The sequence below is a fragment of the Xanthomonas sp. NCPPB 3583 genome (assembly GCF_041475715.2).
Taxonomy (GTDB): domain Bacteria; phylum Pseudomonadota; class Gammaproteobacteria; order Xanthomonadales; family Xanthomonadaceae; genus Xanthomonas; species Xanthomonas euvesicatoria.
This window is the reverse complement of sequence record NZ_CM191263.1, coordinates 2,733,575-2,757,275: the sequence shown is the minus strand read 5'-3', so window position 1 is coordinate 2,757,275 and position 23,701 is coordinate 2,733,575. Positions and strand designations below refer to the sequence as shown.

23 protein-coding genes are annotated in these 23,701 nt (G+C 65.4%); 14 read left to right on the top strand and 9 right to left on the bottom strand.

Annotated features, from left to right (window positions below; all coding sequences use genetic code 11):
* Positions 1-25 precede the first annotated feature (25 nt).
* Positions 26-1,915, top strand: a complete 1,890-nt coding sequence (locus ACCQ07_RS12185) for an ATP-binding cassette domain-containing protein (protein ID WP_011347735.1) — start codon at positions 26-28, stop codon at positions 1,913-1,915.
* 290 nt (positions 1,916-2,205) lie between these two features.
* On the opposite strand, the gene ACCQ07_RS12180 is transcribed toward ACCQ07_RS12185, so the two are convergent.
* Positions 2,206-2,631, bottom strand: a complete 426-nt coding sequence (locus ACCQ07_RS12180; RefSeq protein ID WP_008576164.1) for a barstar family protein — start codon at positions 2,629-2,631, stop codon at positions 2,206-2,208.
* A complete protein-coding gene (locus tag ACCQ07_RS12175) occupies positions 2,628-3,068 on the bottom strand; it encodes a guanyl-specific ribonuclease (protein ID WP_008576167.1) in 441 nt (146 codons plus the stop codon). Before ACCQ07_RS12175 ends, ACCQ07_RS12180 begins: the two co-directional genes overlap by 4 nt.
* Before the next feature lie 251 nt (positions 3,069-3,319).
* Here ACCQ07_RS12175 and ACCQ07_RS12170 point away from each other — a divergent pair, with 251 nt between their 5' ends.
* The gene (locus ACCQ07_RS12170; RefSeq protein ID WP_003486056.1) at positions 3,320-3,931 is read left to right on the top strand and encodes a superoxide dismutase; all 612 of its coding nucleotides are present in this window, start codon (positions 3,320-3,322) and stop codon (positions 3,929-3,931) included.
* 197 nt (positions 3,932-4,128) lie between these two features.
* On the opposite strand, the gene ACCQ07_RS12165 is transcribed toward ACCQ07_RS12170, so the two are convergent.
* Entirely contained in the window at positions 4,129-4,962 is an 834-nt protein-coding gene (locus ACCQ07_RS12165) for an inositol monophosphatase family protein (protein WP_005913068.1), read from the bottom strand.
* 117 nt (positions 4,963-5,079) lie between these two features.
* On the opposite strand from ACCQ07_RS12165, the gene ACCQ07_RS12160 reads away from it, so the two are divergent.
* From ACCQ07_RS12160 to ACCQ07_RS12150, 3 genes are read left to right on the top strand one after another with little or no spacing between them, the layout of a single operon-like run.
* Positions 5,080-5,844 carry an RNA methyltransferase gene (locus ACCQ07_RS12160; protein ID WP_011347732.1) on the top strand — a complete coding sequence of 255 codons (765 nt, stop codon included), beginning with the start codon at positions 5,080-5,082 and terminating at the stop codon, positions 5,842-5,844.
* A gap of 51 nt (positions 5,845-5,895) precedes the next feature.
* A complete protein-coding gene (locus tag ACCQ07_RS12155) occupies positions 5,896-6,825 on the top strand; it encodes a phosphate/phosphite/phosphonate ABC transporter substrate-binding protein (protein ID WP_033478490.1) in 930 nt (309 codons plus the stop codon).
* The gene (locus tag ACCQ07_RS12150; RefSeq protein ID WP_008573449.1) at positions 6,822-8,939 is read left to right on the top strand and encodes a putative bifunctional diguanylate cyclase/phosphodiesterase; all 2,118 of its coding nucleotides are present in this window, start codon (positions 6,822-6,824) and stop codon (positions 8,937-8,939) included. The genes ACCQ07_RS12155 and ACCQ07_RS12150 overlap by 4 nt, the downstream gene beginning before the upstream one ends.
* Positions 8,940-9,037: 98 nt before the next feature.
* Here the strand turns inward: ACCQ07_RS12150 and epmB are convergent, their stop codons facing one another.
* On the bottom strand, positions 9,038-10,066 hold the full coding sequence (epmB, locus tag ACCQ07_RS12145) for an EF-P beta-lysylation protein EpmB (RefSeq protein ID WP_372183276.1): 1,029 nt from the start codon (positions 10,064-10,066) through the stop codon (positions 9,038-9,040).
* 102 nt (positions 10,067-10,168) lie between these two features.
* On the opposite strand from epmB, the gene efp reads away from it, so the two are divergent.
* The 6 genes from efp to ACCQ07_RS12115 all read left to right on the top strand — a co-directional run bounded on the left by efp (position 10,169) and on the right by ACCQ07_RS12115 (position 15,321).
* Complete coding sequence (efp, locus tag ACCQ07_RS12140) at positions 10,169-10,735, top strand: elongation factor P (protein ID WP_007962665.1); 567 nt, start codon at positions 10,169-10,171, stop codon at positions 10,733-10,735.
* A gap of 5 nt (positions 10,736-10,740) precedes the next feature.
* Positions 10,741-11,721: a PA3715 family protein gene (locus ACCQ07_RS12135; RefSeq protein ID WP_449364094.1), complete on the top strand. Its 981-nt coding sequence runs from the start codon at positions 10,741-10,743 to the stop codon at positions 11,719-11,721.
* A 17-nt stretch (positions 11,722-11,738) separates the two neighbouring features.
* Entirely contained in the window at positions 11,739-13,076 is a 1,338-nt protein-coding gene (locus tag ACCQ07_RS12130) for a TRZ/ATZ family hydrolase (protein WP_014090358.1), read from the top strand.
* Positions 13,077-13,105: 29 nt separating this feature from the next.
* On the top strand, positions 13,106-13,825 hold the full coding sequence (gene ubiG / locus ACCQ07_RS12125) for a bifunctional 2-polyprenyl-6-hydroxyphenol methylase/3-demethylubiquinol 3-O-methyltransferase UbiG (RefSeq protein WP_011347726.1): 720 nt from the start codon (positions 13,106-13,108) through the stop codon (positions 13,823-13,825).
* A gap of 85 nt (positions 13,826-13,910) precedes the next feature.
* Complete coding sequence (locus ACCQ07_RS12120) at positions 13,911-14,603, top strand: phosphoglycolate phosphatase (RefSeq protein WP_014090356.1); 693 nt, start codon at positions 13,911-13,913, stop codon at positions 14,601-14,603.
* A 28-nt stretch (positions 14,604-14,631) separates the two neighbouring features.
* Positions 14,632-15,321 (top strand): isoprenoid biosynthesis enzyme family protein, encoded by a 690-nt coding sequence (locus ACCQ07_RS12115; protein WP_014090355.1) that lies wholly within the window; start codon positions 14,632-14,634, stop codon positions 15,319-15,321.
* Positions 15,322-15,579: 258 nt separating this feature from the next.
* Here the strand turns inward: ACCQ07_RS12115 and ACCQ07_RS12110 are convergent, their stop codons facing one another.
* Complete coding sequence (locus ACCQ07_RS12110; protein ID WP_372357175.1) at positions 15,580-16,719, bottom strand: putative acyl-CoA thioester hydrolase; 1,140 nt, start codon at positions 16,717-16,719, stop codon at positions 15,580-15,582.
* A 461-nt stretch (positions 16,720-17,180) separates the two neighbouring features.
* Between ACCQ07_RS12110 and ACCQ07_RS12105 the strand changes: the two genes are divergently transcribed.
* The 3 genes from ACCQ07_RS12105 (at position 17,181) to ACCQ07_RS12095 (ending at position 19,069) form a co-directional block, all read left to right on the top strand.
* Complete coding sequence (locus tag ACCQ07_RS12105) at positions 17,181-17,684, top strand: pyridoxamine 5'-phosphate oxidase family protein (protein ID WP_008573434.1); 504 nt, start codon at positions 17,181-17,183, stop codon at positions 17,682-17,684.
* A 119-nt stretch (positions 17,685-17,803) separates the two neighbouring features.
* Entirely contained in the window at positions 17,804-18,685 is an 882-nt protein-coding gene (locus ACCQ07_RS12100; RefSeq protein ID WP_372363359.1) for an MBL fold metallo-hydrolase, read from the top strand.
* A 93-nt stretch (positions 18,686-18,778) separates the two neighbouring features.
* Entirely contained in the window at positions 18,779-19,069 is a 291-nt protein-coding gene (locus ACCQ07_RS12095; RefSeq protein WP_008573429.1) for a hypothetical protein, read from the top strand.
* A 54-nt stretch (positions 19,070-19,123) separates the two neighbouring features.
* Here ACCQ07_RS12095 and eutC read toward each other — a convergent pair whose 3' ends face one another.
* The 4 genes from eutC to ACCQ07_RS12075 all read right to left on the bottom strand — a co-directional run bounded on the left by eutC (position 19,124) and on the right by ACCQ07_RS12075 (position 23,623).
* Positions 19,124-19,939 (bottom strand): ethanolamine ammonia-lyase subunit EutC, encoded by an 816-nt coding sequence (gene eutC, locus ACCQ07_RS12090; RefSeq protein ID WP_071117929.1) that lies wholly within the window; start codon positions 19,937-19,939, stop codon positions 19,124-19,126.
* Positions 19,936-21,345: an ethanolamine ammonia-lyase subunit EutB gene (locus ACCQ07_RS12085; RefSeq protein WP_372363357.1), complete on the bottom strand. Its 1,410-nt coding sequence runs from the start codon at positions 21,343-21,345 to the stop codon at positions 19,936-19,938. Before ACCQ07_RS12085 ends, eutC begins: the two co-directional genes overlap by 4 nt.
* Positions 21,342-22,706: an ethanolamine permease gene (eat, locus tag ACCQ07_RS12080; protein ID WP_031423029.1), complete on the bottom strand. Its 1,365-nt coding sequence runs from the start codon at positions 22,704-22,706 to the stop codon at positions 21,342-21,344. The genes ACCQ07_RS12085 and eat overlap by 4 nt, the downstream gene beginning before the upstream one ends.
* A 416-nt stretch (positions 22,707-23,122) precedes the next feature.
* Positions 23,123-23,623 (bottom strand): VOC family protein, encoded by a 501-nt coding sequence (locus ACCQ07_RS12075; protein WP_051370116.1) that lies wholly within the window; start codon positions 23,621-23,623, stop codon positions 23,123-23,125.
* Positions 23,624-23,701: the final 78 nt, after the last annotated feature.

The window sequence follows — 23,701 nt, the reverse complement described above, 5'->3', positions numbered from 1 at the left end:
ATCACCAATCCCGTACAATTGCGCCATGCCTTTAATCACTCTGCAAAGCGTCGACTACAGCGTCGGCGGCCCCTTGTTGCTGGAAAAAACCGACCTCACGATCGAGCCGGGCGAGCGTATCGCCTTGATCGGCCGCAACGGCGCCGGCAAATCGACCTTGATGAAACTGATCGCCGGCGAGCTCAAGCCCGACGACGGCGAAGTGCGCGTGCAACAGGGCGTGCGCATCGCGCGGCTGGAGCAGGAGGTACCGCAAGGGACCGGCGGCAGCGTGTTCGACGTGGTGGCCGATGGTCTGGGCGAGTTGGGTCATTGGCTGGCCGAATTCCATCAGCTCAGCCATGCCGAGGTGTTCGACGCCGATGCGTTCGGCAAGGTGCAGGCCAAGATCGATGCGGCCGACGGGTGGGCGCTGGATCAACGCGTCACCGAGACGCTGACCAAGCTGGAACTGGACGGCGATGCGGAGTTCGCGCGGCTGTCCGGCGGTATGAAGCGACGCGTGCTGTTGGCGCGTTCGCTGGTGTCCTCGCCGGATGTGCTGCTGCTGGACGAACCGACCAACCATCTGGATATCGAAGCCATCGATTGGCTGGAAACCTTCCTGAAGGGCTGGAGCGGCAGCGTGCTGTTCGTCACCCACGACCGGCGCTTCCTGCGTGCGTTGGCCACCCGCATCGTCGAGATCGATCGCGGCCAGGTCACCAGCTGGCCGGGCGACTGGGCCAACTACGAGCGCCGCCGCGAGGAACGGCTCAATGCGCAGGCGCAGGAGAATGCGCGCTTCGACAAGTTGCTGGCGCAGGAAGAGATCTGGATCCGTCAGGGCATCAAGGCGCGGCGCACCCGCGACGAGGGCCGCGTGCGGCGCCTGGAATCGATGCGCAACGAGCGCGTGCAGCGGCGCGAGCTCACCGGCAACGTGCGCATGGAAGTCTCGCAGGGCGAGTCGTCCGGCAAGAAGGTGATCGAGGCCAAGGAGGTTGGCTTCGCGTTCGGTGCGCGCACGATGGTCAAGGATTTTTCCACCATCATCCAGCGTGGCGACCGCATCGGCCTGATCGGCCCCAACGGCAGCGGCAAGACCACCTTGCTCAAGCTGTTGCTGGGCGATCTGCAGCCGCAGCAGGGCGAAATCCGTATCGGTACCAATCTGCAGATTGCGTATTTCGACCAATACCGTTCCACCCTGCGCGAAGACTGGAGCGCGATCGAAAACGTGGCCGAGGGCCGCGATTTCCTGGAAATCAACGGCAAGCGCAAGCACGTGCATGCCTATCTGCAGGATTTCCTGTTCACGCCCGAGCGCGCGCGCGCGCCGATCACGCGCCTGTCCGGTGGCGAGCGCAATCGCCTATTGCTGGCACGTCTGTTCGCGCAGCCGTCCAACCTGCTGGTGATGGACGAACCGACCAACGACCTGGACGTGGAAACGCTGGAGCTGCTGGAAGAATTGCTGGGCGAATACACCGGAACCTTGCTGCTGGTCAGCCATGACCGCGACTTCCTCGACAACGTGGTGACCTCCACGCTGGTGATGGAGGGCGATGGCCTGATCGGCGATTACGTCGGCGGCTACAGCGATTCGCTGCGCCAGCGCCGTACGCCGGTCGGCAATGCGATGGCGGTGGCCAAGGCATCGGCCACTGCGGTGGCGACCGCGCCCGTGGCTGCAGTGCCGGCGGACACCGCCCCCAAGCGCAAGCTCAGCTACAAGGATGCACGCGAGCTGGAGCAACTGCCGGCCCTGATCGAGACGCTGGAGCAGCAAGTGGCCACGCTCACCGAGGCGATGAACGAGCCGGCCTTCTATCAGCGCGACAGTGCGGCGATGGCGGCCCACACCGCAGCATTGGCCGATGCGCAAAAGCACCTGGATGCGGCGTACGCGCGCTGGAGCGAGCTGGATAGTTGATCGTCGGTCGGCACGCGCAATGCGTGCCGTTCGCGCGTTTGGCGCGACGAAGGGCGATGGTGGTTTGCCATCGCGCCTGGGTGCGGGCCGATGCGGGTGCGTAGCGATCCGTGTTCGCCGGAAATACCAGCGCTGATCGACCGCGCCGCGCGGTGCCTGGGAAACATCGCGAGCGCTCATCAGGTCGGTGCGGGCGGCATGCAGGCAGCCATCGCTTCTGCACGGGGCATGTGGTGCCGGCGCCAGGCGTGTCCGCTCGGCCGGCTGCGCAGGCGTGCTGTTGGCTGCTCTCAGTCGCAGGCGCTTGCGGGCGCAACGAACGCCGCGAAGGTCAGCCCGCGTGCTGCCCAGGCGTTGGCGACTTCATCGAGGATGTCCAGCAAGGTGTCGCGGTCGTTGGGTGCCGTGCTGGCCAGCGCCTGGGCGCCGTCGATGAGCAGCGCATAGCCATGTGGCGAAGGCAGCCACGCCAGGTCGCGCAGGGCATCGCTGAGCGCGTCCCAATTGCGGCCGAAGCTGGCCGGGAAATCCAGTTGCGTGGCCAGGCGCATCAGCAGCATGCGCTTGTCGCTGCAGGCGGCCAGATCCACGCGCACGATGCGTAGGCCGGCATCGCGCGCAAGCGCCGCCATGGTGTCCAGATCGTCGGTCTCGGCCTGATACACCCCCGACTGCTGCGGATCGGACAAATCCAGCGCGAAGTCGCCAGCGTTCATGGTGCCTGGTCCGGGGTCGGGCCATCGAAGGCCTTGAAGCTCTGGTAATGATCGTCGCTGTAGTACCACGCCTCGGGCGGGGTGCCGCCGGTAACGATGCGGCGCGCGCCGCGATCCGGGCTGCCAGGGGTATCGACAGTGTATTCGCGGTAATAGCCACGCGGGCGTTCGGGCAGGCGATGCTCGCGGTTGCCGAACACGCCGCCATCCTGCGGATGCGGAAACGGGCCGCCGCGCTGGATCAGCACGATGGTGGCCATCGCCTCGGTCGGCAGAAAGGCGGGCAGACGCGGCACCTCGCGCGTCGGCGTGTCCGCGGCGATCGGGGCGTTGAGTTGCGGCGCGAACTGCGGCTTGGGCGTCTGCATCGCACGCATGCCCCACAGGCCGGCGACGAGCAGCGCGATGGCGACAACGAGCAAAGCGGGCTTGCGCATGAAGACGGTCCGAAATGGGTACGGCAGAGCAAGTATGCCGATGCGCGACTGTGTCGACTTTGAACGTGGCCGGCGCCGGGACGGTTCACGCCCAAGTAACCGGGACCTGGTGCAAGGTGTGCGGCGAACATCGTGCGGCATGCGATGGGATGAAGTTTCCCTGCCAGCACCCTTGGTAAGCGCTGCCGCCGTCCTTACCATTCACCCCGCAACGCCCGGTCTTCGCCGGGCGGCAAGTCCAGGAGATACGCATGGCTTACACCCTTCCGCAGTTGCCCTACGCCTACGACGCGCTGGAACCGAACATCGATGCGCAAACGATGGAAATCCATCACACCAAGCATCACCAGACCTACATCAACAACGTCAACGCGGCGCTGGAAGGGACCGAGTACGCCGATCTGCCGATCGAAGAACTGGTCTCCAAGCTGAAGAGCCTGCCGGAAAACCTGCAGGGCCCGGTGCGCAACAATGGCGGCGGCCACGCCAACCATTCCCTGTTCTGGACCGTGCTGTCGCCCAACGGTGGCGGCGAGCCCAAGGGCGAGGTCGCCAAGGCGATCGACAAGGATCTTGGTGGTTTCGAGAAATTCAAGGAAGCCTTCACCAAGGCCGCCGTCAGCCGCTTTGGCTCGGGTTGGGCGTGGTTGAGCGTGACCCCCGACAAAAAGCTGGTGGTGGAAAGCACCGCCAACCAGGACAGCCCGCTGTTCGAGGGCAACACCCCGATCCTGGGTCTGGACGTGTGGGAACACGCGTACTACCTGAAGTACCAGAACCGTCGCCCGGAATACATCGGCGCGTTCTACAACGCCGTCAATTGGGAAGAAGTCGAGCGCCGCTACCACGCCGCGATCGCCTGAGGTCCTGCACCGGCGCCAGGCACTGCCTAGCGCTGTGACAGCGGCACCCAACGTACAAGGCCGGGAGCGATCCCGGCCTTGTACGTTTACTGCGCTGTGGGTAGGAGCGACCCCGGTCGCGAGAGGCCTTGCAGGGAAGCCTCCGTGCTCGGGCGTGTTCCGATGTCTGCCGGGCAGCGGTAGTGCGAACGGGTCGATCAGAACTTGGCGTCGAACTCGCGGGCGTAGCCGGTGTTGACGATGACCTTCTGCAACGCGTCGCTGATCTTGATGTTGCCGGCCACGATCTGCTGCGTCTCAGGGCCCATGTTGTCCATGCGCGGCGGGGTGGCACCCTTGTAGTCGCAAACGCGGCCACCGGCCTCGCGTACCAGCAGCACACCAGCGGCGATGTCCCAGGCTTTGACGCCCGCTTCGAAATAGGCGTCGGCGCGGCCGCAGGCCACATAGGCTAGGTCCAGCGCTGCCGAGCCGGTGCGGCGCACGTCTTCGGCCTGCACCAGCAGCGCATCCACGCACTTGAGCTGTGCACTGGCGCGCGCGCGTTCGCGCGGCGGAAAGCCGGTGTGGACCATGGCTCCTTCCAAATCCTTGCGCTCTGCGATACGGATGCGGCGGTCATTGAGCACCGCGCCTGCGCCGCGGCTGGCGGTGAACAGCTCATTGCGCAACGGGTCGAAGATCACCGCATCGGTCGGTTCGCCATTTTCCACCAGCGCGATGGACACGCAGTAGTGCGGGAAGCCGCGCAGATAATTGCTGGTGCCGTCCAGTGGATCGATGACCCAGGTGTAGCGGCCACTCTTGCCGCCCTGCACGCCGCCTTCTTCGCCGAACACGGCGTACTCGGGGTAGCCGCGCTTGAGTTCCTTGATGATGACCTTCTCGGCATCGGCATCGACTTCGCTGGCGTAGTCCATGCGGCCTTTCTGCACCACATTGAGCGCATCGAGCTTGTTGATGCCGCGCAACAGCACATTGCCGGCGAGGCGGGCGGCTTTGACCATGACGGTGACGGCGGGTTTCTGCATGGTGAAAGCTCCCGTGAAGGCAGAATCGGACAATGGCGAAGGTAAAAGAGCGGTCCGGCGCGAAAGCCGGCCGCGCAGTTTACCATCTACGGCCGAACAGCTTCCCGATCTCCGTTCATGTCCGTCAGCCAGCGCATCCGATTTGTTCTTGTGGGTACCCAGCATCCAGGCAACATCGGCGCTGCAGCGCGTGCGATGAAGACCATGGGGGTTTCGCGCTTGGTGCTGGTGGCGCCGGAGCGCGCACTCGACGAAGACGCCTATCGGCGCTCGGCCGGCGCAGAAGACGTGCTGAGCCAGGCGCCGATCTTCGCGACACTGGGCGAGGCGGTGGCCGACTGCACGCTGGTGATTGGCTGCACTGCGCGCGCGCGCCGGGTGGCGCTGGAAGAACTGCTGCCGGACGAGGGCGCGCAGCGTGCCCTGGCCAAGGCGGGCGAGCCGGCCGAGGTGGCCTTCGTATTCGGCCGCGAGCGTACCGGTCTGACCAACGACGAGCTGCAGCTGTGCCACGCCGCGGTCCACATTCCCTCCGATCCGCAGTTCAGTTCGCTCAATCTGGCCGCGGCCGTGCAGGTGCTGGCGTACGAAGTGCGACTGGCGCAGCTGGCGGCAGGCCAGGCCGAACGCGCGCCGGCAGCGGCTCCGGGCTTGCGCGACGGGCCGGCCAGCCACGCACAGCTGGAAGGGATGTTCGGCCAGCTGGGCGACACGCTGGACGAGATCGACTTCCACAAGGGCCGTGCGCCGGAGTCGGCGATGCGCAAGTTGCGCCGGTTGTTGCTGCGCGCAGAGATGACCGAGCAGGAGGTGCGGCTGATTCGCGGCATCCTGTCCGATGCGCAGCGCATGGCCATGCTTGCCAAGCAGGCCGGAAACTGACGTCTGTCACATCTTCAAAGATTCGGCTAGGCTGTCCGCGGCTCTAGGGGAGTGTCCGTTTTGCGCGGTCTACGATGGTGTCTGATTGCCTGCTGGCTGATTGCCGGGGCAGGCTTGGCCGTGACGGCTGCGGCAGCGCCTTCCTCGGTCCTGGTGCTTGGACGGATCAGCGATGATCCCGCCAGCCATTACGAGCAGCTCAAGCCCTTGCTGGATTACGTGGTGCCGCGCATGCGCGAGGTCGGGATCCGCCGCGGCGAAATCCTGATGGCGCCCGATGCGCGCCAGATGTCCAGCTATCTGCGGCGCGGCCGGGTCGATTGGGTCAGCGAAACGACCGGTGCGGCGATGCTGCTGGAACAGCGCGGCAGCGCGCATCCCTTGCTCATGACCGAGCGTGGCGGACTGCGCGACTTCCACACGGTGTTCTTCGTGCGCCGCGACAGCCCGATCCAGTCGCTGTCGCAGTTGCGCGGCCATACCCTGGCATTGCAGAACGCCTCGTCCACCAGCGGCTACCTGCTACCGGTGCTCGAACTGCTGCGCAACGGAATCGCATGCGATGTGCTGCTGTCGGCCGACGACACCCCGGCACGCGGATCGGCCGGCTATCTGATGGTGGGGTCGAAATTGAACGTTGCCGCGTTCGTGCACAAACATCTGATCGACGTGGGCGCGCTCAGCAACGTCGATTGGGACGACGAACGCCACATGCCACCGGTGTTCAAGCGCGACTTCCGCATCGTGCACCGCACTGCGCCGGTGCCGCGCGCGGTGGAAATGGTGCGCGCAGGAATGGACCCGGCCGTGGAGCAGCGTCTGCGGGTGGTGTTGCTGCAGGCCGCCTCCGACCCCAAGGCGGGCCCGGCGCTGAAGCGCTTTTTCGACACTACCGGGTTCCATCCGCTGGATCCCGCTAGCCGCCGACGTCTGCAAGAGTTGAGCGCGGGCGTGCAACGCGTCAGGGATCACGTGGAATGACTCAGGTGCGCTTCGGCTTGCAGGCACGCTTTCTCTTGGTGATGGCGCTGACGCTGCTGCTGGTCGGTGCGATCCTGGCTTCGCTGCTGCAGCGACAAAGCGCGATGCAGCGCGAGGTGCGCGGCTTGAGTGCGCAGATCCTGCACGAGCTGTTCGATCGCAGCCTGCGCACGCGCGGCGAAACGCTGGCGACCGAGCTGGCTTCCGGCTTGGCCAACCCCTTGTATTACTCGGACCTGGGCGCGGTGGGTGCGCTGGTGCGCAATGCCTCGCGCCAGCAGGTGGTGAGCTATGTGCTGGTGTTCGACCGCCATGGCCGGCTGGTGCACGACGGCACGCCGACCTTGCAGCGTTACGGGCAGGCCATGACCGATCCGCTCGCCGCCAAAGCGCTGGCGGCGCAGGCGATGGTGTTGCAGTCCTCGCCGGAGGTGCTGGATGTGACGGTGCCGATCAAGATCGGCGACCAGCGCATCGGTGGCGTGCGCGTGGGCATGTCGCGCGAGCGGGTGCGCAAGATCGAATCCGGCGCCAATCTCACCCTGGTGCAGAACCTCAACGCCATCGGCAAGCGTGATCTGGGCTGGTTGCTGGTCCTGCTGGCTGCGCTGGTCGGGCTGGGCGTGTTGCTGGCCATCTACGTGCAGCGCACGCTGGTGGCGCCGATTCGGTTGCTGGCGGCAGCGGCAAGGCAGATCGAACGGGGCGACTATGCGGTGCAGCTGCCGCCGCACCCCCGCAACGACGAGATCGGCGAGTTGATTTCCGCGTTCGGGCGCATGAGCGAAAGCATCGCCCGGCACGACCGCGAAGTGCGGCACATGGCCTACACCGACGCGTTGACCGGGCTGACCAACCGGCTGGGCTTTCGCGAGGGTCTGGATCATCTGCTCCACACCGCGCGCAGCACCGACAGCAAGCTGGCCTTGCTGTTTGCCGATATCGACGACTTCAAACGCGTCAACGACACGCTTGGCCATGAGGCCGGCGACGAGGCCTTGCTGCAGTTCGCCAGCCGCATCAGCCGCGCAGTTGCCGCGCTGGGCGGCGACGATGCGATTCTGGCGCGCTTTGGCGGCGATGAGTTCGTGATCCTGCTGCAGAGCGGCGATGTCAGCCTGCTGGCGGCGCAACTGGCCGACCGGCTGGTGCACGAACTGAGCCGGCCGTTGAACGTGCAGGGCCGCGAGGTGTTCCTGGGGACCTCGATCGGCATCACGCTGTTCCCCGATGATGCGCGCGATGCCACTGCGCTGCTGAAGAACGGCGACATCGCCATGTACCAGGCCAAGGTCGCCGGCAAGAACTGCCATCGCTTCTACAGCCGCGCCGCCGATCACGCGGTGGAGCGCCGCGTGCACATGGAGCACGAGTTGCGCGGGGCCTGGGAACGCGACGAGCTGCGCCTGGTCTACCAGCCGATCTACCGCACCAGCGACCGTGTGCTGGTGGGCGTGGAGGTGCTGCTGCGCTGGCAGCATCCGGCGCTGGGAACGATCGCGCCGTCCACCTTTATCGATATTGCCGAGCAGAGCGGCCTGATCGAAGTAATCGGCCCCAAGGTGCTGCGCGCGGCCTGCCTGGAGGCGGCGCAGTGGCCAGTGGTGGGCGAGGGTTTGTTCGTGTCGGTCAATGTTTCGCCGCGGCAACTGCGCAGCGGTGCGCTGATCGACACCGTGGCCGGGTGCCTGGCCGAGTCGGGGCTGCCGGCCGCGCGCCTGCATCTGGAGCTGACCGAGACCGCGGTGATCGGCGACGAGATGATGGCGGCCAGCCTGCTCGACCAACTGCACCGCACCGGCGTGAAGGTATGGCTGGACGATTTCGGCACCGGCTTCTCCGGCTTGAGCCATCTGCGTCAGGTGCCGGTGGACGGGGTCAAGATCGACAAGAGTTTCGTTGCCGACCTGCAGCGCGACCCGGACGATCTGGCGCTGACCACCGCGATCATCAACATGGCGCACTCGCTGGGAATCACCGTGGTTGCCGAAGGCATCGAGCAGGAAGCGCAATTCAATCTGTTGCGCGAGCGCGGTTGCGACCTGGGGCAGGGCTATTGGTTCAGCAGGCCGTTGAGCCCGGCCGATATGGTCAAGCTGATCGCGGCGGGGTGAGTGCCCTCGGAGCGCGCCTGAGCGCGACGGGCGTCACCGGTAAAGCGCCATCGCGCCCGGGTGCGCTCCTACGACCGATTGCACTGAGGTCAGGGCGGTTACAGCGGCCGCTTGCCGGTATCGCCGGGGATTTCACGCACCAGCCGCGGGACCAGGTAGCCGGACAGGCGGGCAGCCAGCTCGGCATGCAGCGCGCGCGCGCGCGCATCGTCCACTTCGAAATGCGCCACCCCGGCGACCCGGTCGAGCTGATGCAGGTAGTAGGGCAGCACGCCGGCGGCAAAGCTGCGCTCGCTCAGCGCCGCCAGCGCATCCACGCTGTCGTTGACGCCACGCAACAGCACGGCCTGGTTGAGCAAGTGTGCGCCGGTGTCGCGCAGCCCCTGCACGGCGGCGTCTACCGCGGGGTCGAATTCGTTGGCATGGTTGGCATGCAGTACGAACGCCACCGGCCACGGCAGGCTGCGCAGCCAGGCCTGCAGTGGCGCATCCACGCGCTCCGGCAGCACGATCGGCAGGCGGCTGTGGATGCGCAGGCGCTTGAGATGCGGAACGGCGGCCAGGGCGTCGGTGAGTTCGGCCAGCTTGGGTGTGGCCAGCGAGAGCGGGTCGCCGCCGGAAAGCAGCACTTCCTCGATGCCGGGGTCGGCGGCGATCGCGGCCACCGCCTCACGCCAGCCATCGCGCGCAGCGGTCTCTTCGGCATACGGAAAGTGGCGGCGGAAGCAGTAGCGGCAGTGCACCGCGCAGCTGCCGGTGGCGATCAGCAGGGCGCGGCCGCGGTATTTCTGGATCACCCCGGCAGCGATCCGGGCGGCGGCATCGCCCACCGCATCCAGGCCGAAGCCCGGCACCGGCTGCATTTCCGCATCCAGCGGCAGCACCTGGCGCAGCAGCGGGTCGTGCAAGTCGCCATGGCGCATGCGCGCCACGAAGGCGCGCGGCACCCGCAGTGGAAACTGGGCGGCGGCGGCAGCGCTGATTGCCGCCGCCTGCGCATCCAGGCCCAGCAGCTGCAGCAGCACGCGCGGGTCGCGCACGGCGTCGCGCCACTGCTGTTGCCAGCGCGCTGGTTGCAGGGCGGGGGGCGGGGATGGCTGTAAGGCGAGGGGGGCTGCGGTTATCATGTGCGGTCACAAAACCAAATGCCCGCCGGTTGCGGCGGGCGCCCCATTCTAATCCGACCTGCCATCGCGTGGCGGGTCGTGGTCTTATCGAGGAGCTGCACCATGGCCACTGTTGGCATGAACGACGTCAAGAACGGCATGAAGATCCTGGTCAACAACGAGCCGGCGGTCATCACCGAGACCGAATACGTCAAGCCGGGCAAGGGCCAGGCCTTCACCCGCATGAAGTACCGCTTCATCAAGTCCGGTCGCGTGGTCGAAATGACCATGAAGGCGACCGACGATGTGGAAGTGGCCGACGTGGTCGATACCGACATGCGCTACCTCTACAGCGATGGCGAGTACTGGCACTTCATGGACCCGGAAACCTTCGAGCAGGTGCAGACCGACAAGGCCGGCATGGGCGGCGCCGACAAGTGGCTCAAGGGCGAGGAAGACTGCATCGTGACCTTGTGGAACGGCACCCCGATCTGGGTGCAGCCGCCGAACTTCGTCGAGCTGAAGATCACCGAGACCGACCCGGGCGTGCGCGGCGACACCTCCGGCGGCGGCGGCAAGCCGGCCACGCTGGAAACCGGCGCGGTGGTGCGCGTGCCGCTGTTCGTCAACCAGGACGAGATCATCAAGGTCGATACCCGTTCGGGCGAATACTCGGCGCGCGTCAAGTAATCCAGATGCGCCTGGGACGCCGGTCCGGTCGAGCAGTACGCAGCGCCAGTGTCCTGACGACGCCAGGAGCAGCCGAAGAAACGACTGCGCCGTTGCCAGGCTTGGGCGGCCGGTGTCTGGAATCTGCATGGGCCACGCGTGCACTGCCGGTCCCGTGCGCCATTGGCTCGCACCTGACGGCCGCGTGCGTCGCGTTGCTGGCCGGGCTGAGCGGCCTGCTGGCGGCGTGTCCGGTGCTTGCGCAAACCGCCGCCGCCACTGCCTGCGACGCGCAAAGCGTGGCGGCGGTGGCAGCTGGTGCGGTGTCCGGCGCCGCAGGGGCGGTGCCGGTCGACCATGCCGTGGCACAGACCTGCAAGCCGTGGCCGTACGACCCATCGATACGACTGGCGGCCATTGCGTTCGCCAGCGATGCCACCACCGAGGCAGGCGAACGCAACCTTGAGTTGCGCGTTGCCATGCTCGATGCCCGCACTGCCCAGGTCGTTGCCTTGTACACGCAGGACATGGGCGAAGATGCCGGCTTCGAACTTGCTGCCGACAGTCTGCGCCTGGATACCGCACGCTATGACCTGGCGCAGGGCGTGCGTGCGGTTGGCGTGGTGGTGCACAGCGTTGCGCGCGGGCCCAGTTGTCCGGATTTCGACAGCAACGATGCATTGACCTTGCTGGTGCGCGAACAGCGCCGGTTGCGCCCGGTGCTGCAGCGGGATCTCACTGTCTGGCGGCGGGTAAAAGGCGAACCGTGCAACTGGGGCGCGACGGGTGTGGTGACCGAACGCGGCACGCTCACCCTGTCGATGGACGCGCCGGTCCACGCGGGCTATGCCGACATCGCAGTCACTGCCAACCTGGTGACTTCCACCACCGTCGAGGATGCAGACGACATCGAGCGCACGCACCGCCAGCGCCAGGTGCTGCGCTACGACGGCACGCGGTATGCGCCTGTGTCACGCTCCGACGACTCCTGGCCGTTCGGCAACTAACTTCAATGGATCCACTCATGACCAACGCTCCGCCCGAACCCTGCGACCTGCTGATCGAGGCCGGCTACGTCGTGCCGATCGAACCGCATGCGGTGGTGCTGGAAGACCACGCGGTCGCGGTCAGTCACGGCGTCATCGTTGCCGTGCTGCCGGCTGCCGAAGCACGCACGCGTTTTGCGCCCAAGCAGACCGTGTCGCGGCCCGATGCGGCGTTGATGCCGGGACTGGTCAATGCGCATACGCATAATCCGATGACGCTGCTGCGCGGCGTCGCCGACGACCTGCCGCTGATGGTGTGGTTGCAGCAGCACATCTGGCCGGTGGAAGCGGCGGTGATCGGGCCGGAATTCGTGGCTGATGGCACCACGCTGGCAATCGCCGAAATGCTGCGCGGTGGTACGACCTGCGTTAACGAAAACTACTTCTTCGCCGATGTGCAGGCGGCCGTCTACAAGCAGCACGGCTTCCGTGCGCTGGTGGGCGCGGTGATCATCGATTTCCCGACCGCATGGGCATCGTCGGACGACGAATACTTCGCGCGTGCCGGCGAACTGCACGACCAATGGCGCGACGATCCGTTGATCAGCACCGCGTTCGCGCCGCATGCGCCGTATACCGTGAACGATGCCAACTTCGAACGCGTACGCATGCTGGCCGACCAGCTCGACATCCCGGTGCATCTGCATACGCACGAAACCGCGCAGGAAGTGGCCGATTCGATCAAGCAGTACGGCCAGCGCCCGCTGGCGCGGCTGGATCGCCTGGGCCTGGTCAACGACCGCCTGATCGCGGTGCACATGACCCAGCTCACCGATGCGGAAATCCATCTGTGCGCCGAGCGCGGCGTCAGCGTGGTGCATTGCCCCGAATCCAATCTCAAGCTCGCTTCGGGCTTTTGCCCGGCATGCGCGCTGCAGCGTGCGGGCGTGAATCTGGCCATCGGCACCGACGGCTGCGCCAGCAACAACGACCTGGACATGTTCAGCGAAAACCGTACCGCCGCCATTCTGGCCAAGGCCGTGGCCAACGATGCGACCGCGCTGGACGCCGCGACCACCTTGCGTGCGGCCACGTTAGGCGGCGCGCGTGCCTTGGGCTTCGGCGACAGGATCGGCTCGATCGAGGTCGGCAAGCAGGCCGACCTGGTCTGCGTGGACCTGTCTGCACTGGAAACCCAGCCGCTGCATCATGTGCTGTCGCAGCTGATCTACGCGGCTGGCCGCCATCAGGTCACCGATGTGTGGATCGCCGGAAAGCCCAAACTGGTGCAGCGCGAGCTCATCGACATGGATACCGCCGCCCTTCTCGCCAATGCGCGGCAGTGGCGCGAACGCATCCGCACCGTCCGCGCCTGAGCGCGCGTCACCGCATCACGGAGCCCCGCATGAATTCGAATACGCACGCCAAATCCAGCAATTTCCATCAGAGCGAGCTGGATAAATTCGCCGCACTGGCCAACCGCTGGTGGGATGCCGACGGCCCGCAGAAGCCGCTGCATGCGCTCAATCCAGTGCGTCTGGAGTATGTGTCCACGCGGCTGGAACTTGCCGGTGCGCGCGTGCTCGATGTCGGCTGCGGTGGCGGTTTGCTCAGCGAATCGATGGCACGTCTGGGCGCGCAGGTGACTGCGATCGACCTGGCGCCGGAACTGGTGAAGGTGGCGCGTCTGCACAGCCTGGAATCGGGCGTGCAGGTCGACTATCGCGTGCAATCGGTGGAAGACCTGGCCGCCGAACAGCCGGGCAGCTTCGATACGGTGACCTGCATGGAAATGCTCGAACACGTGCCGGATCCGACCGCGATCATCCGTGCCTGCGCCAGCCTGCTCAAGCCGGGCGGCAAGCTGTTCCTGTCCACGCTCAATCGCACCCCTGCCGCGTTCGCGCTGGCGGTGGTGGGCGCCGAATACATCGCGCGTCTGCTGCCCAAGGGCACGCACCACTACAAGGATTTCATCAAGCCGGCCGAGCTTGCGGCGTGGCTGCGCAACGCCGGGCTGCAGCTCGAAGACGTCAGCGGCATGCTGTACGAGCCGTGGCGCAATCGCGCCCGCCTGTCCTCGCGTACCGAGGTGAATTACCTGGCGTATGCGGTGAAGCCGTGATGGGCGGGGATTCGGGAATCGGGAATCGGGAATCGCAAAGGCGGTTGGCTGAGGGTTCGAGATTTTCTCGTTTCGGGTGGAGTGCATGCAGTTGCATGCCCGTGGCGCTGTGGTGAGTTTCCCGCGTGCGGCGTTGTTCGATCTGGATGGCACCTTGCTGGACAGCGCGCCGGACATGCTCGCGACAGTCAACGCCATGCTGGATGCGCGTGGGCGTGCACCACTTGCGTTGGCGTCGCTGCGCCCGGTGGTTTCCAAAGGTGCGCGTGCGATGCTCGGCGTGGCCTTTGCCGAGCTCGATGCCGCGGCGTGCGCGGCGCTGGTGCCGGAATTCCTGCAGCGCTACGAAGGCCTGATCGGCACGCAATCGCAGCTGTTCGATGGCATCGAACAGATGCTGGTGCGGCTGGAGGATGCCGGCTGCGTGTGGGGCATCGTCACCAACAAGCCCGAATATCTGGCACGCCTGATCCTGCCGCAGTTGGGCTGGGAGCAGCGCTGCGCGGTGCTGATCGGTGGCGACACGCTGGCCGAGCGCAAACCGCATCCGTTGCCGCTGGTGATAGCCGCAGAACGCATCGGCGTTGCACCTGCGCAATGCGTGTATGTGGGCGACGATGAGCGCGACATCGTGGCTGCGCGCGCGGCGGCGATGGCGTCGGTCGCGGCGTTGTGGGGCTATCGTCTGGACGACGACGACCCGACGCACTGGCAGGCCGATGTGCTGGTCGAGCAGCCGCAGGCACTTTGGAATGCGGCAACGTGGCCGCAGATCTGATCTTTCTTCGTATTTTTCCGGACCCGCCATGAGCCAATCCAGCGCGCTCGACAGTTTTCTCGACAAGTGGGCCACCCGCTGGCCGGAATGGTCGGTTGCCGAACCGTTCGTGCCCGAGCCGCAACGCCGTCTGGCAGTTGCCTGGTTCGCGTTGCTGCAGGAATGGGAAGACATCATGAATATCGCCGGCGACCCGTTGCCGGCCGATGCCAAGCTGGCGTGGTGGCAGCAGGAGCTGCGTGACTGGTCCAGCCAGCGCTCGCGCCATCCGTTGGGGCGCGTGCTTGAACCGGTGCGTGCGCCGTGGTCACAGCTGGCCGACACCTTGCCGGCCATGCAGGCCGCGCGCGTCCAGCCACAATCGCTGCAGCACGCGCTAGGGGCACTGCGCACGTTCGCCGAGGCGGTGATTGCGGTGGAAGCGGTGCTGTTCGCACGGGCACGGCCTGGCGATGCCACTGCGGTGGCGGTGCAATGGCTGGATGCACGCCAACGCGTGGCCGGCGACGGCGCAGCGCCCGGTGGCGTTGCCACGTCCGCCTGGCGCACGCAGCTGTTGCAGGCCTGGCCGCGCAAGGTCGCGTTGGCGCGGCCGCACCGGGTGTGGTCGCGTCTGGCACGGCTGCGCTTGCAGCGCGAGCTGGCGGGCAAGCCTGCGTACCCGCCGCCGATGCAACAGCTCTGGCATAGCTGGCGTGCCGCCAGCGGCACCGATTAAGCGGCGCCGGTACGTCAGCTGCGTGCGCAGCATGCGCGTGTGTGGCGTGACGGGCGCGGCGGCCCAGTCTGTCGTGTTCGGAGCGGGCCGATTGGCAGCACAGCGCTAAGGTAATGACAGCGCCAATCGTGCGTAGGCCTTGCGACGCAGTCAGGCCGTTCGCACGCCCTCTTATCGGCAGCCGGTGCGCTCTCGTCGCGCGAGGCAGCAAGCACGGGCAATGCCGGGCTTGCTGCGCAGTTGCGGTGAAGCATCGACTCAATTGGCCGCGCCGGGACCGCTATTGTTGTATTCGTAGAAACGGTTGGCCGAATTGGTGCAGTTGCTGCTGCAATACGGGCGGCCGACCGTTGATGCATTCCATGGCGCGGTCTTGCGGATATGGCTGCCCAGGGTCGAGTCACGTACCGTCACCTGGCCGTTGGGCGAAGTGCCGTTGACGTAAGAGCTCAGGCTGCCGACGCTCTCGTCCCACGCACGTCCAAGATAGGTGTTGTTGCCCGGGGAGCCGGAGACACCGGTAAAGCTGCTGTTGATCGCCAGAAATCCGTAGCTGCTGCCAGGACGCGTGCTGGGCGCAAAAATATAGCCGCCGCGGCTGCTGCCCAGGCGTGCGCCGGTGGAACGGATGGTGGCGCCATCGAAAACACCGACGCCGGAGCCGAAGATGAAATCGACATCGCCTTCGATGGTGCTGTTCTTGAAATACGCCCGGATCACATTGGACGCGCTGGTCGCGCTGATCAACAAGGTGTCCTGGTTGCCGGTCACCAGGACATCCTGGAAGTTGGCCTTGTCGCCACGCACAGCCAGCGCCACCGCCGATTGATTGTTGTCGGTGTAGGTGCCTTCCACATAGTTGTTGTCCACGCGCAGGTGGCGCGCCTCGAAATTCGCCGCGCGCACCGTGAACGTCGCGCTGTTGGACGTGCCAACCGTGGTCGCCGACGCATTGCTCGCACACGGGTGGCTTGCGGTGCCGGCTGGCTTGGGAGTGGGGTTGGCATTGTTGAAGCGGATGACGGTGTCGCCGGTATTTGTGCCCAGCCCGAACAGCGTCAGCGGTGGCGCATTGTTCGGCACGCAGACCAGCTCGGTGTAAGTGCCCGCCTTGATGCTGATATAGCGACGTGTGGTGCCGCCGGCAGCCACGGCAGCGTCGATGGCAGATTGCACGGTGCGGTAGCGTGTTGAGCCGTCGGCCGCCACTGCGTAATCGGCACTGAGTAGGGCGACACCTGCGGTGGGGTTCCAGTTATCGGTCACCAATGCGCTGATCGGCCCGGCTTTGGCCAAGGCTTTGGCGATCGTATAACTGCTCGCTTCGCTGCTGGTGAGTTGCGGCCGTGTGGCAGTGCCGGTCAATGCCAGCGCAGTGGCGCTAACAAGGCTCAGCACTGCGGCAGCGAGACAGGTCGAACGGATGTGCGTTGCAGACATGTGGTGGCGCTCTCTCAGAAGGGGACGTATGCGCAATACGCTGCAGATGCCGGCAAGCCAGGAGCGACGACGACGCCGGTGCGCGCTCGCCTGATAAACGATCGCAACAGGTGTCCGGCCGCTTCAGGATTCGGAAGCAATGCAGCGCAGGTGCAACGACGGTCGTTGCCATGCGCGGTTCTCGTTCGTGCCGCACCAGCGGCCGGCCGATCCTACTGCCGTGTTCGTTTTTCGGCTGATGACGTATCGGCCAATGTGCCGGAACTGCGAATCGGTCACGCTTTGCGGGCCGGTACTGGCGCTACAGGCCATGTCGCACGCCGACCATATTGCGGTTGCACAATGACGGCGATTCGAGATGCGTCCTCACATGCCGTGGGCGCAGGGCCTTTCAGACTGACTCACCCGCGTACACGCGCATGTCAGGAATCGAAATGGCAGACACCAAAGAGTTGCAGGAAAAATTCTGGAAGGCGCTCAAATCCGATCGCACCGTGATGCTGGGCCTGGACGGTGTCGAAGACGGTCATGCGCGTCCGATGACCGCACAGATCGAAGGCGATAGCGGTGGACCGATCTGGTTCTTCACATCCAAGGACAACGCGCTGATCGCCATGCTGGGGCAGGGCCGCCGCGTCATCGGCGCCTTCAGCAGCAAGGGCCACGATTTGTTCGCCAGCATCAGCGGCTCGCTGCGCGAAGACACCGATCCGGCCATGGTCGACCGGTTGTGGAATCCATATGTCGCTGCGTGGTACGAAGGCGGCAAGACCGATCCGAACTTGGCGCTGCTGCGCCTGGACGCCGACCATGCGCAGATCTGGCTCAACGAGTCGAGCCTGCTGGCAGGGATCAAGGTGTTGTTGGGCGTCGACCCGAAGAAGGATTATCAGGACAAGGTGGCGGACGTTCCGCTGCGCTGAAATCTGGGGCGCACGCGCCACCGTCAAGGTGGCGTGTGCGCACTGGTTGCGCGATTTGCTCCGCTCACCGCTGTGCGACGGCCGCATTGCCACGCTGGCCCGCCAAGCGGAGCGTGCCGATGCGCGTGCATCACCTCAACTGCATCTCCACCTGTCCGCTGGGCGGCCATCTCATGGACGGACGTACGCCAGGCGTCCTGGATCGCGGCCATCTGTGTTGCCATTGCTTGTTGGTGGAAACCAGCGCCGGGTTGGTACTGATCGATACCGGTTTCGGCCTGCGCGATGTGGCCGAGCCAGGTGCGCGCCTGAGTCGGTTTTTTCTGGCCTTGGTCAAGCCGGACTTGCGCGAGGAGATGACCGCAATCCGGCAGATACAACGGCTGGGGCTGGACCCGCGCGATGTGCGGCACATCGTGCTGACCCATCTGGATTTCGACCACGCCGGCGGGCTGGACGACTTTCCGCATGCGCGCGTGCACATGATGACGAGCGAACGCGATGCCGCACTGGCACAGCGCACCTGGATGGATCGCCAACGCTTTCGTCCGCAACAGTGGTCTAAGCGCGGGCAGTGGCGCACCTACGACGGTGCAGCAGGCGAGCGCTGGATGGGGCTGGAGTGCGTGCGCGACCTGCATGGATTACCGCCAGAGCTGCTGATGGTGCCGCTTCCCGGGCACACGCTGGGTCATGCCGCGGTTGCGGTGCACACGCCGGCACGATGGCTGCTGCTGGCAGGCGATGCATATTTCTTCCATCGCGAAATGGATCCGGACGCGCCTTACTGCACGCCAGGGCTGCGCGCATATCAATGGATGTTGGAGAAGGACCGCGCCGCGCGCTTGAGTAACCAGCAGCGCCTGCGCGCTCTACGGCAACAGCATGCAGGTGAGGTGGAGGTGTTCTGTTCGCACGATGTGAGCGAGTTCGAGCGTATCGTCGGGCAGCCGGCCCGCCTGCCGAGCGGCGCCTTGCTGCACGCACCCACGCCGCAGTGATCCGCGCTTCACCACGCGCCAACGCACCGCAGCGCGATGATCTGCCACCGGCACAGCGCGCTTGCGTGATGACGCCATTCCAGGAGATTGAACATGCAGCAGATCGAAATTGGCCAGATGGTATTTCTACGCGACGGCGAAGTCGGCGTCGGTGCCGTCCGCGACATCCGCAACGATGGGGACGAACTGGTCATCAATATCGAAAATGGCGGCGACTTCGTGCTGCCTGCCTCGGTGGTGCGTGATGTGCACTCGGGAAAGGTGATGCTGGATGTCGACAAGCTTCCCGATGATGTACGCAACGCCTTACGTCATCCGCATGACAACGAACTGCAGACCAGCACCTATGCCGCCAGCAACACGCAGGATGGGGCATTGAAGTGATGGATTGATTGCGAATTGCGCGGTGTGACTCCTGGTCAGCACACGCCGCGCAGTTCAGTCAGGCAGCAAGAACGTGCGCGGCGCGATGTCGGCAGGCCCTGCCAGCGACGCAGGTTGTTCGGCTTCGTCTTTCAACTGCACGCCAGAGAGTCTGCGGCGAAATGCCTCGCGCAGCAGATACGCCAATTTGTGGCTCGCCTCGGCGTAACTCAGCCCTTCGGCGCGAATGTTGGAAATGCAGTTGCGCGCTGCATCGGTGAGCCCGACGCGGGGCGTGTAGGTGAGATATAGGCCCAGGCTGTCGGGCGAGCTCAGGCCCGGCCTTTCGCCGATCAGCACGATCACGGCGCGTGCGTTGAGCAGTTCGCCGACCTCATCGCCGATCGCCACGCGCCCTTGCGCCACCAGCACCGCCGGCGCGAGCGACCAGCCTTCCTGCGATGCCAGTGCATCGATCTGGTCGAGCATGCGCGCGGCATGCCGATGCACGGCCAGCGCAGACAGCCCATCGGCGATGACCACCGCAACATCCTGTCCGCCGCCATGCACGGCCGTGAGGCCGCGTAGCTGGGCGGCGGCATCTTCGGCCAGGCGCCTTCCCAGATCGGGACGTTGCAGATACTGATGACGATCGGTGGCAGCGCTCTGCAGCAGGATGCTGCTGCGCCCGCGTTGCTCCAGCGCGGCCTGCAGCGGTGCCGGGTCGAAGGCCAAATGCACCGCGTCGCGTGCCTGCGCATGCGCCAGCTGGAACTCCAGGTGCGCGTCCGTAGGCAGGCTGGTCCCCACCCGGCCCAGCGCAATGCGCGCGGGCGTCAGTTGGCGCAGGTGCGCCCAGGCATCGCGGGGCGGTGTTGAGGGGGCGCTCATGGCGCCGCTCTACCGCTGGCCTGTGCCAATGCACGCCGAAATGGCGCCGGTACCTCGCTGCCAAGCTCGAAGCGGCCATCGCGCAGCCGCAGGATGTCGTGCTGCTCCAGCCACTGTTCGAACTCGGGTGCGGCGCGCAGGCCGAGTGCCTGGCGCGCATACAGCGCATCGTGAAACGAGGTGGTCTGGTAGTTCAACATCACATCGTCCGAGCCGGGGATGCCCATGATGAAGTTGATGCCGGCAGTGCCGAGCAGGGTGAGCAACACGTCCATGTCGTCCTGATCGGCTTCGGCATGGTTGGTGTAGCAGATGTCACAGCCCATCGGCACGCCGAGCAACTTGCCGCAGAAGTGGTCCTCCAGCCCGGCGCGGACGATCTGCTTGCCGTCGTAGAGATATTCCGGCCCGATGAAGCCCACCACGGTGTTTACCAGCAGCGGTTTGTAGTGGCGCGCTACCGCATAGGCGCGCACCTCGCAGGTCTGCTGATCCACGCCGTGGTGCGCATTGGCCGACAACGCGCTGCCCTGGCCGGTTTCGAAGTACATCACGTTGTCGCCGACGTTGCCGCGCCGCAACGACAGGCCCGCTTCATACCCTTCCTGCAGCAAGGCCAGGTTGATGCCGAAGCTGGCATTGGCCTCCTCGGTGCCGGCGATGGACTGAAACACCAGATCCACCGGCACGCCGCGGCCGATCGCTTCGATGGTGGTGGTGATGTGCGCAAGCACGCACGATTGCGTGGGAATCTGATACCCACTGATCACCGCATCGAGCATGCGCAACAGGGCCGTGGTTGCGGCCAGGCTGTCGCTGGCCGGGTTGATGCCGATCACCGCATCGCCGTTGCCGTACAACAAGCCGTCGAGCACGCTGGCGGCGATGCCGGTTGCATCATCGGTGGGGTGGTTGGGCTGCAGGCGCGTCGACAGGCGTCCGCGCAACCCCAGCGTGTTGCGAAAGCGGGTGACGACCCGGGTTTTCTGCGCCACCAGGATCAGGTCCTGCACCCGCATCAATTTGGACACCGCGGCCACCATTTCCGGCGTCAGGCCGGGTGCCAACGCGGTCAATGCAGCTTCGTCGGCCTGCGCACTCAGCAGCCAATCGCGAAAGCCGCCCACGGTGAGATGCGCCACGGCGGCAAATGCAGCGGCATCGTGCTGGTCGATGATCAGCCGGGTGACTTCGTCTGCTTCATACGGTACCACTGCTTCGTCGAGGAAGTGCCGTAGCGGCAGATCGGCCAGCGCCATCTGTGCGGCCACGCGCTGCAGACCGGAGTCGGCGGCAAGACCGGCCAGCTGGTCGCCGGAGCGCGCAGGCGTCGCCTTGGCCAGCAGCTGCTTCAGATCGGCAAACTGAAAGCGTTCGCCGCCTGCGGTGAAGGCAAAGCCGCTCATCCGGCGCTGGCCACAGGCGTGTGTTGCGTGCGCAGGCTCAGGACGCAACACGCCGCGCCGAACAACAGCAGGCCCAGGAAGATCAACGCCACAATCGGGTTGAACCACACCATCGCCACCAGGCACACCAGCGCCAGCAGCAGCGCAATGGCCGGCACCACCGGGTACCCCGGTGCGCGGAAACTACGCTCCAATCCCGGTTCGGCGCGACGCAGCCTGAACAGGCTGAGCATGCTCATCACATACATCACGATCGCGCCGAACACCGACATGGTGATCATCGCTGCGGTCAACGACATGCCCTGGATCTTGACCACGCTGTCGCTGCAGATAGCAGCAATGCCGATGACGCCGCCAGCCAGGATGGCGCGATGCGGCGTGCGAAAACGCGAGAGCCTGGCCAGCCCATGTGGCAGGAAACCGGCACGCGCCAGCGCAAAGAACTGACGCGAATAGCCCAGGATGATGCCGTGGAAACTCGCCACCAACCCGAACAAGCCGATCCACACCAACATGTGCAACCAGGTGGAACTGTTGCCGACCACGGCCTTCATCGCCTGCGGCAGCGGATCGTTGATGTTGGACAGCTGGCGCCAGTCGCCGACGCCGCCGGCAAACACCATCACGCCCAGCGCCAACACCACCAGGGTGAGAATGCCGGCGATGTAGGCGCGCGGAATCGTGCGCCTGGGGTCTTTGGCTTCTTCGGCCGCCATCGCCGCCCCTTCGATCGCCAGGAAGAACCAGATCGCAAACGGGATCGCAGCGAAGATACCGGAAATGGCCGCCGGCCCGAAGCCGTCGCTGCCGGCCCAGCCGTTGGCGGCAAAGCGCGCCACGCTGAAACCCGGCGCCACCACGCCCATGAACACCAGTAGTTCGATCACCGCCAGCAAGGTCACGATCAGCTCGAAGGTGGCTGCAATCGCCACGCCGACAATGTTCAAGCTCATGAAGACCAGGTAGGCGCCAACCGCTGCAAGACGCGGATCCAGCGTGGGGTACTGCACATTCAGATACGCGCCGATCGCCATCGCGATAGCCGGCGGCGCGAAGACGAATTCGATCAACGTGGCCAGGCCTGCCAGCATGCCGCCATAGGTCCCGAACGCGCGCAGGCTGTAGGCGAAGGGCCCGCCCGCATTGGGAATGGCGGTGGTCAATTCGGTGAAGCTGAAGATGAAACAGGTGTACATCACTGCGACCAGCAGCGTGGTCACCAGAAAGCCGAGCGTACCGGCGGTGCCCCAGCCGTAACTCCAGCCGAAATACTCGCCTGAAATCACCAGCCCCACCGCGATGCCCCACAACTGCCAGGTACCCAGGGTCGGTTTGAGGTGCTCGTTGCGCATGTCGCACATCTCCTGCAGTCGGGGGAGGGGAGATGAAGCACGCCCGACGCCGAAGCGACGGACCGACCGTCGGCAGCCCAAGCGTCCACCTGCAGCGACGCACGACGGTCGTTTCGGTTATACCGCAAAGCCCGCTGGCGAACACAAGCACGACGGGTAGGTCGCCGCCGACCGGGTGTGTAGCGTTCCGGCGCAATGATCGTGGGTTGCGTTTTTCTTCTGGCGTCGCAGGGTGTGGCCCGTTGTTAAATTGAGGGGGCCTGATCCAGTGGTCGCGATGCATCAAATAGTGGGGTCATCGCAGAATGACTCTGCAGCCGCACGCTAAGGCGGATCGGGATCATGGTCCATCAACGGGGCGGGATGCGACCATTCGGTGTCATCCCCCTGACGACTGCGCCGGTAGTCGGGGCGCGCCGGTTCTGTCACGGTCCAGCGGGCTGCATGAACTCGATGGAAATATGGTCGGGACCGGACACGTAGGCGGTGAGCGTTCCTGTTCTCGGACCTCCCGGAATCGGCAGCGGCTTGCCCTTCGCCTTCCATCCGGCCGCCTCGACACGGCAAATGGCCGCATGGATGTCCCGGACGGTCAGCGCCAGATGGGCGGCCCCGATCGCACCCGCGCTGTCCGGCGACTGCCCATTCCGACGGCCTTTGGAATATTGCAGCAACTCGACGATGAATCCGTCCGGAGCCTTCACGATTGCCGTTCGCACGCTCGGATCATCCACGCCGGTGACCTGATGCAGGAAATCGCCGCCCATCTGTGCCTGTCGTTCGAGCGTAAACCCCAGGGCCTCGGTCCAGAACCGGATCGCCTCGTCAAGAGATGAAACGGCAAACCCGATGTGATCAACGTTGGCCACGCCTGCATTGCCATCCACTGTTGCGGCTCCGTTCCAGTACGTCCGGGACGCGATAATTTGTGTGAGGGAAACTCGAGTCAGCAGAAGACCGGGCTGGCCAAGCAGGCTCTTCTAGGAAGCGTAGAACAGCGTCTT

Coding starts and splice junctions, on each gene's coding strand:
- ACCQ07_RS12185 (WP_011347735.1), top strand. CDS start 26: ATGCCTTTAATCACTCTGCAAAGCGTCGACTACAGCGTCGGCGGCCCC.
- ACCQ07_RS12180 (WP_008576164.1), bottom strand. CDS start 2,631: ATGAACGCTGGCGACTTCGCGCTGGATTTGTCCGATCCGCAGCAGTCG.
- ACCQ07_RS12175 (WP_008576167.1), bottom strand. CDS start 3,068: ATGCGCAAGCCCGCTTTGCTCGTTGTCGCCATCGCGCTGCTCGTCGCC.
- ACCQ07_RS12170 (WP_003486056.1), top strand. CDS start 3,320: ATGGCTTACACCCTTCCGCAGTTGCCCTACGCCTACGACGCGCTGGAA.
- ACCQ07_RS12165 (WP_005913068.1), bottom strand. CDS start 4,962: ATGCAGAAACCCGCCGTCACCGTCATGGTCAAAGCCGCCCGCCTCGCC.
- ACCQ07_RS12160 (WP_011347732.1), top strand. CDS start 5,080: ATGTCCGTCAGCCAGCGCATCCGATTTGTTCTTGTGGGTACCCAGCAT.
- ACCQ07_RS12150 (WP_008573449.1), top strand. CDS start 6,822: ATGACTCAGGTGCGCTTCGGCTTGCAGGCACGCTTTCTCTTGGTGATG.
- epmB (WP_372183276.1), bottom strand. CDS start 10,066: ATGATAACCGCAGCCCCCCTCGCCTTACAGCCATCCCCGCCCCCCGCC.
- efp (WP_007962665.1), top strand. CDS start 10,169: ATGGCCACTGTTGGCATGAACGACGTCAAGAACGGCATGAAGATCCTG.
- ACCQ07_RS12135 (WP_449364094.1), top strand. CDS start 10,741: ATGCGCCTGGGACGCCGGTCCGGTCGAGCAGTACGCAGCGCCAGTGTC.
- ACCQ07_RS12130 (WP_014090358.1), top strand. CDS start 11,739: ATGACCAACGCTCCGCCCGAACCCTGCGACCTGCTGATCGAGGCCGGC.
- ubiG (WP_011347726.1), top strand. CDS start 13,106: ATGAATTCGAATACGCACGCCAAATCCAGCAATTTCCATCAGAGCGAG.
- ACCQ07_RS12120 (WP_014090356.1), top strand. CDS start 13,911: ATGCAGTTGCATGCCCGTGGCGCTGTGGTGAGTTTCCCGCGTGCGGCG.
- ACCQ07_RS12115 (WP_014090355.1), top strand. CDS start 14,632: ATGAGCCAATCCAGCGCGCTCGACAGTTTTCTCGACAAGTGGGCCACC.
- ACCQ07_RS12105 (WP_008573434.1), top strand. CDS start 17,181: ATGTCAGGAATCGAAATGGCAGACACCAAAGAGTTGCAGGAAAAATTC.
- ACCQ07_RS12100 (WP_372363359.1), top strand. CDS start 17,804: ATGCGCGTGCATCACCTCAACTGCATCTCCACCTGTCCGCTGGGCGGC.
- ACCQ07_RS12095 (WP_008573429.1), top strand. CDS start 18,779: ATGCAGCAGATCGAAATTGGCCAGATGGTATTTCTACGCGACGGCGAA.
- eutC (WP_071117929.1), bottom strand. CDS start 19,939: ATGAGCGCCCCCTCAACACCGCCCCGCGATGCCTGGGCGCACCTGCGC.
- ACCQ07_RS12085 (WP_372363357.1), bottom strand. CDS start 21,345: ATGAGCGGCTTTGCCTTCACCGCAGGCGGCGAACGCTTTCAGTTTGCC.
- eat (WP_031423029.1), bottom strand. CDS start 22,706: ATGTGCGACATGCGCAACGAGCACCTCAAACCGACCCTGGGTACCTGG.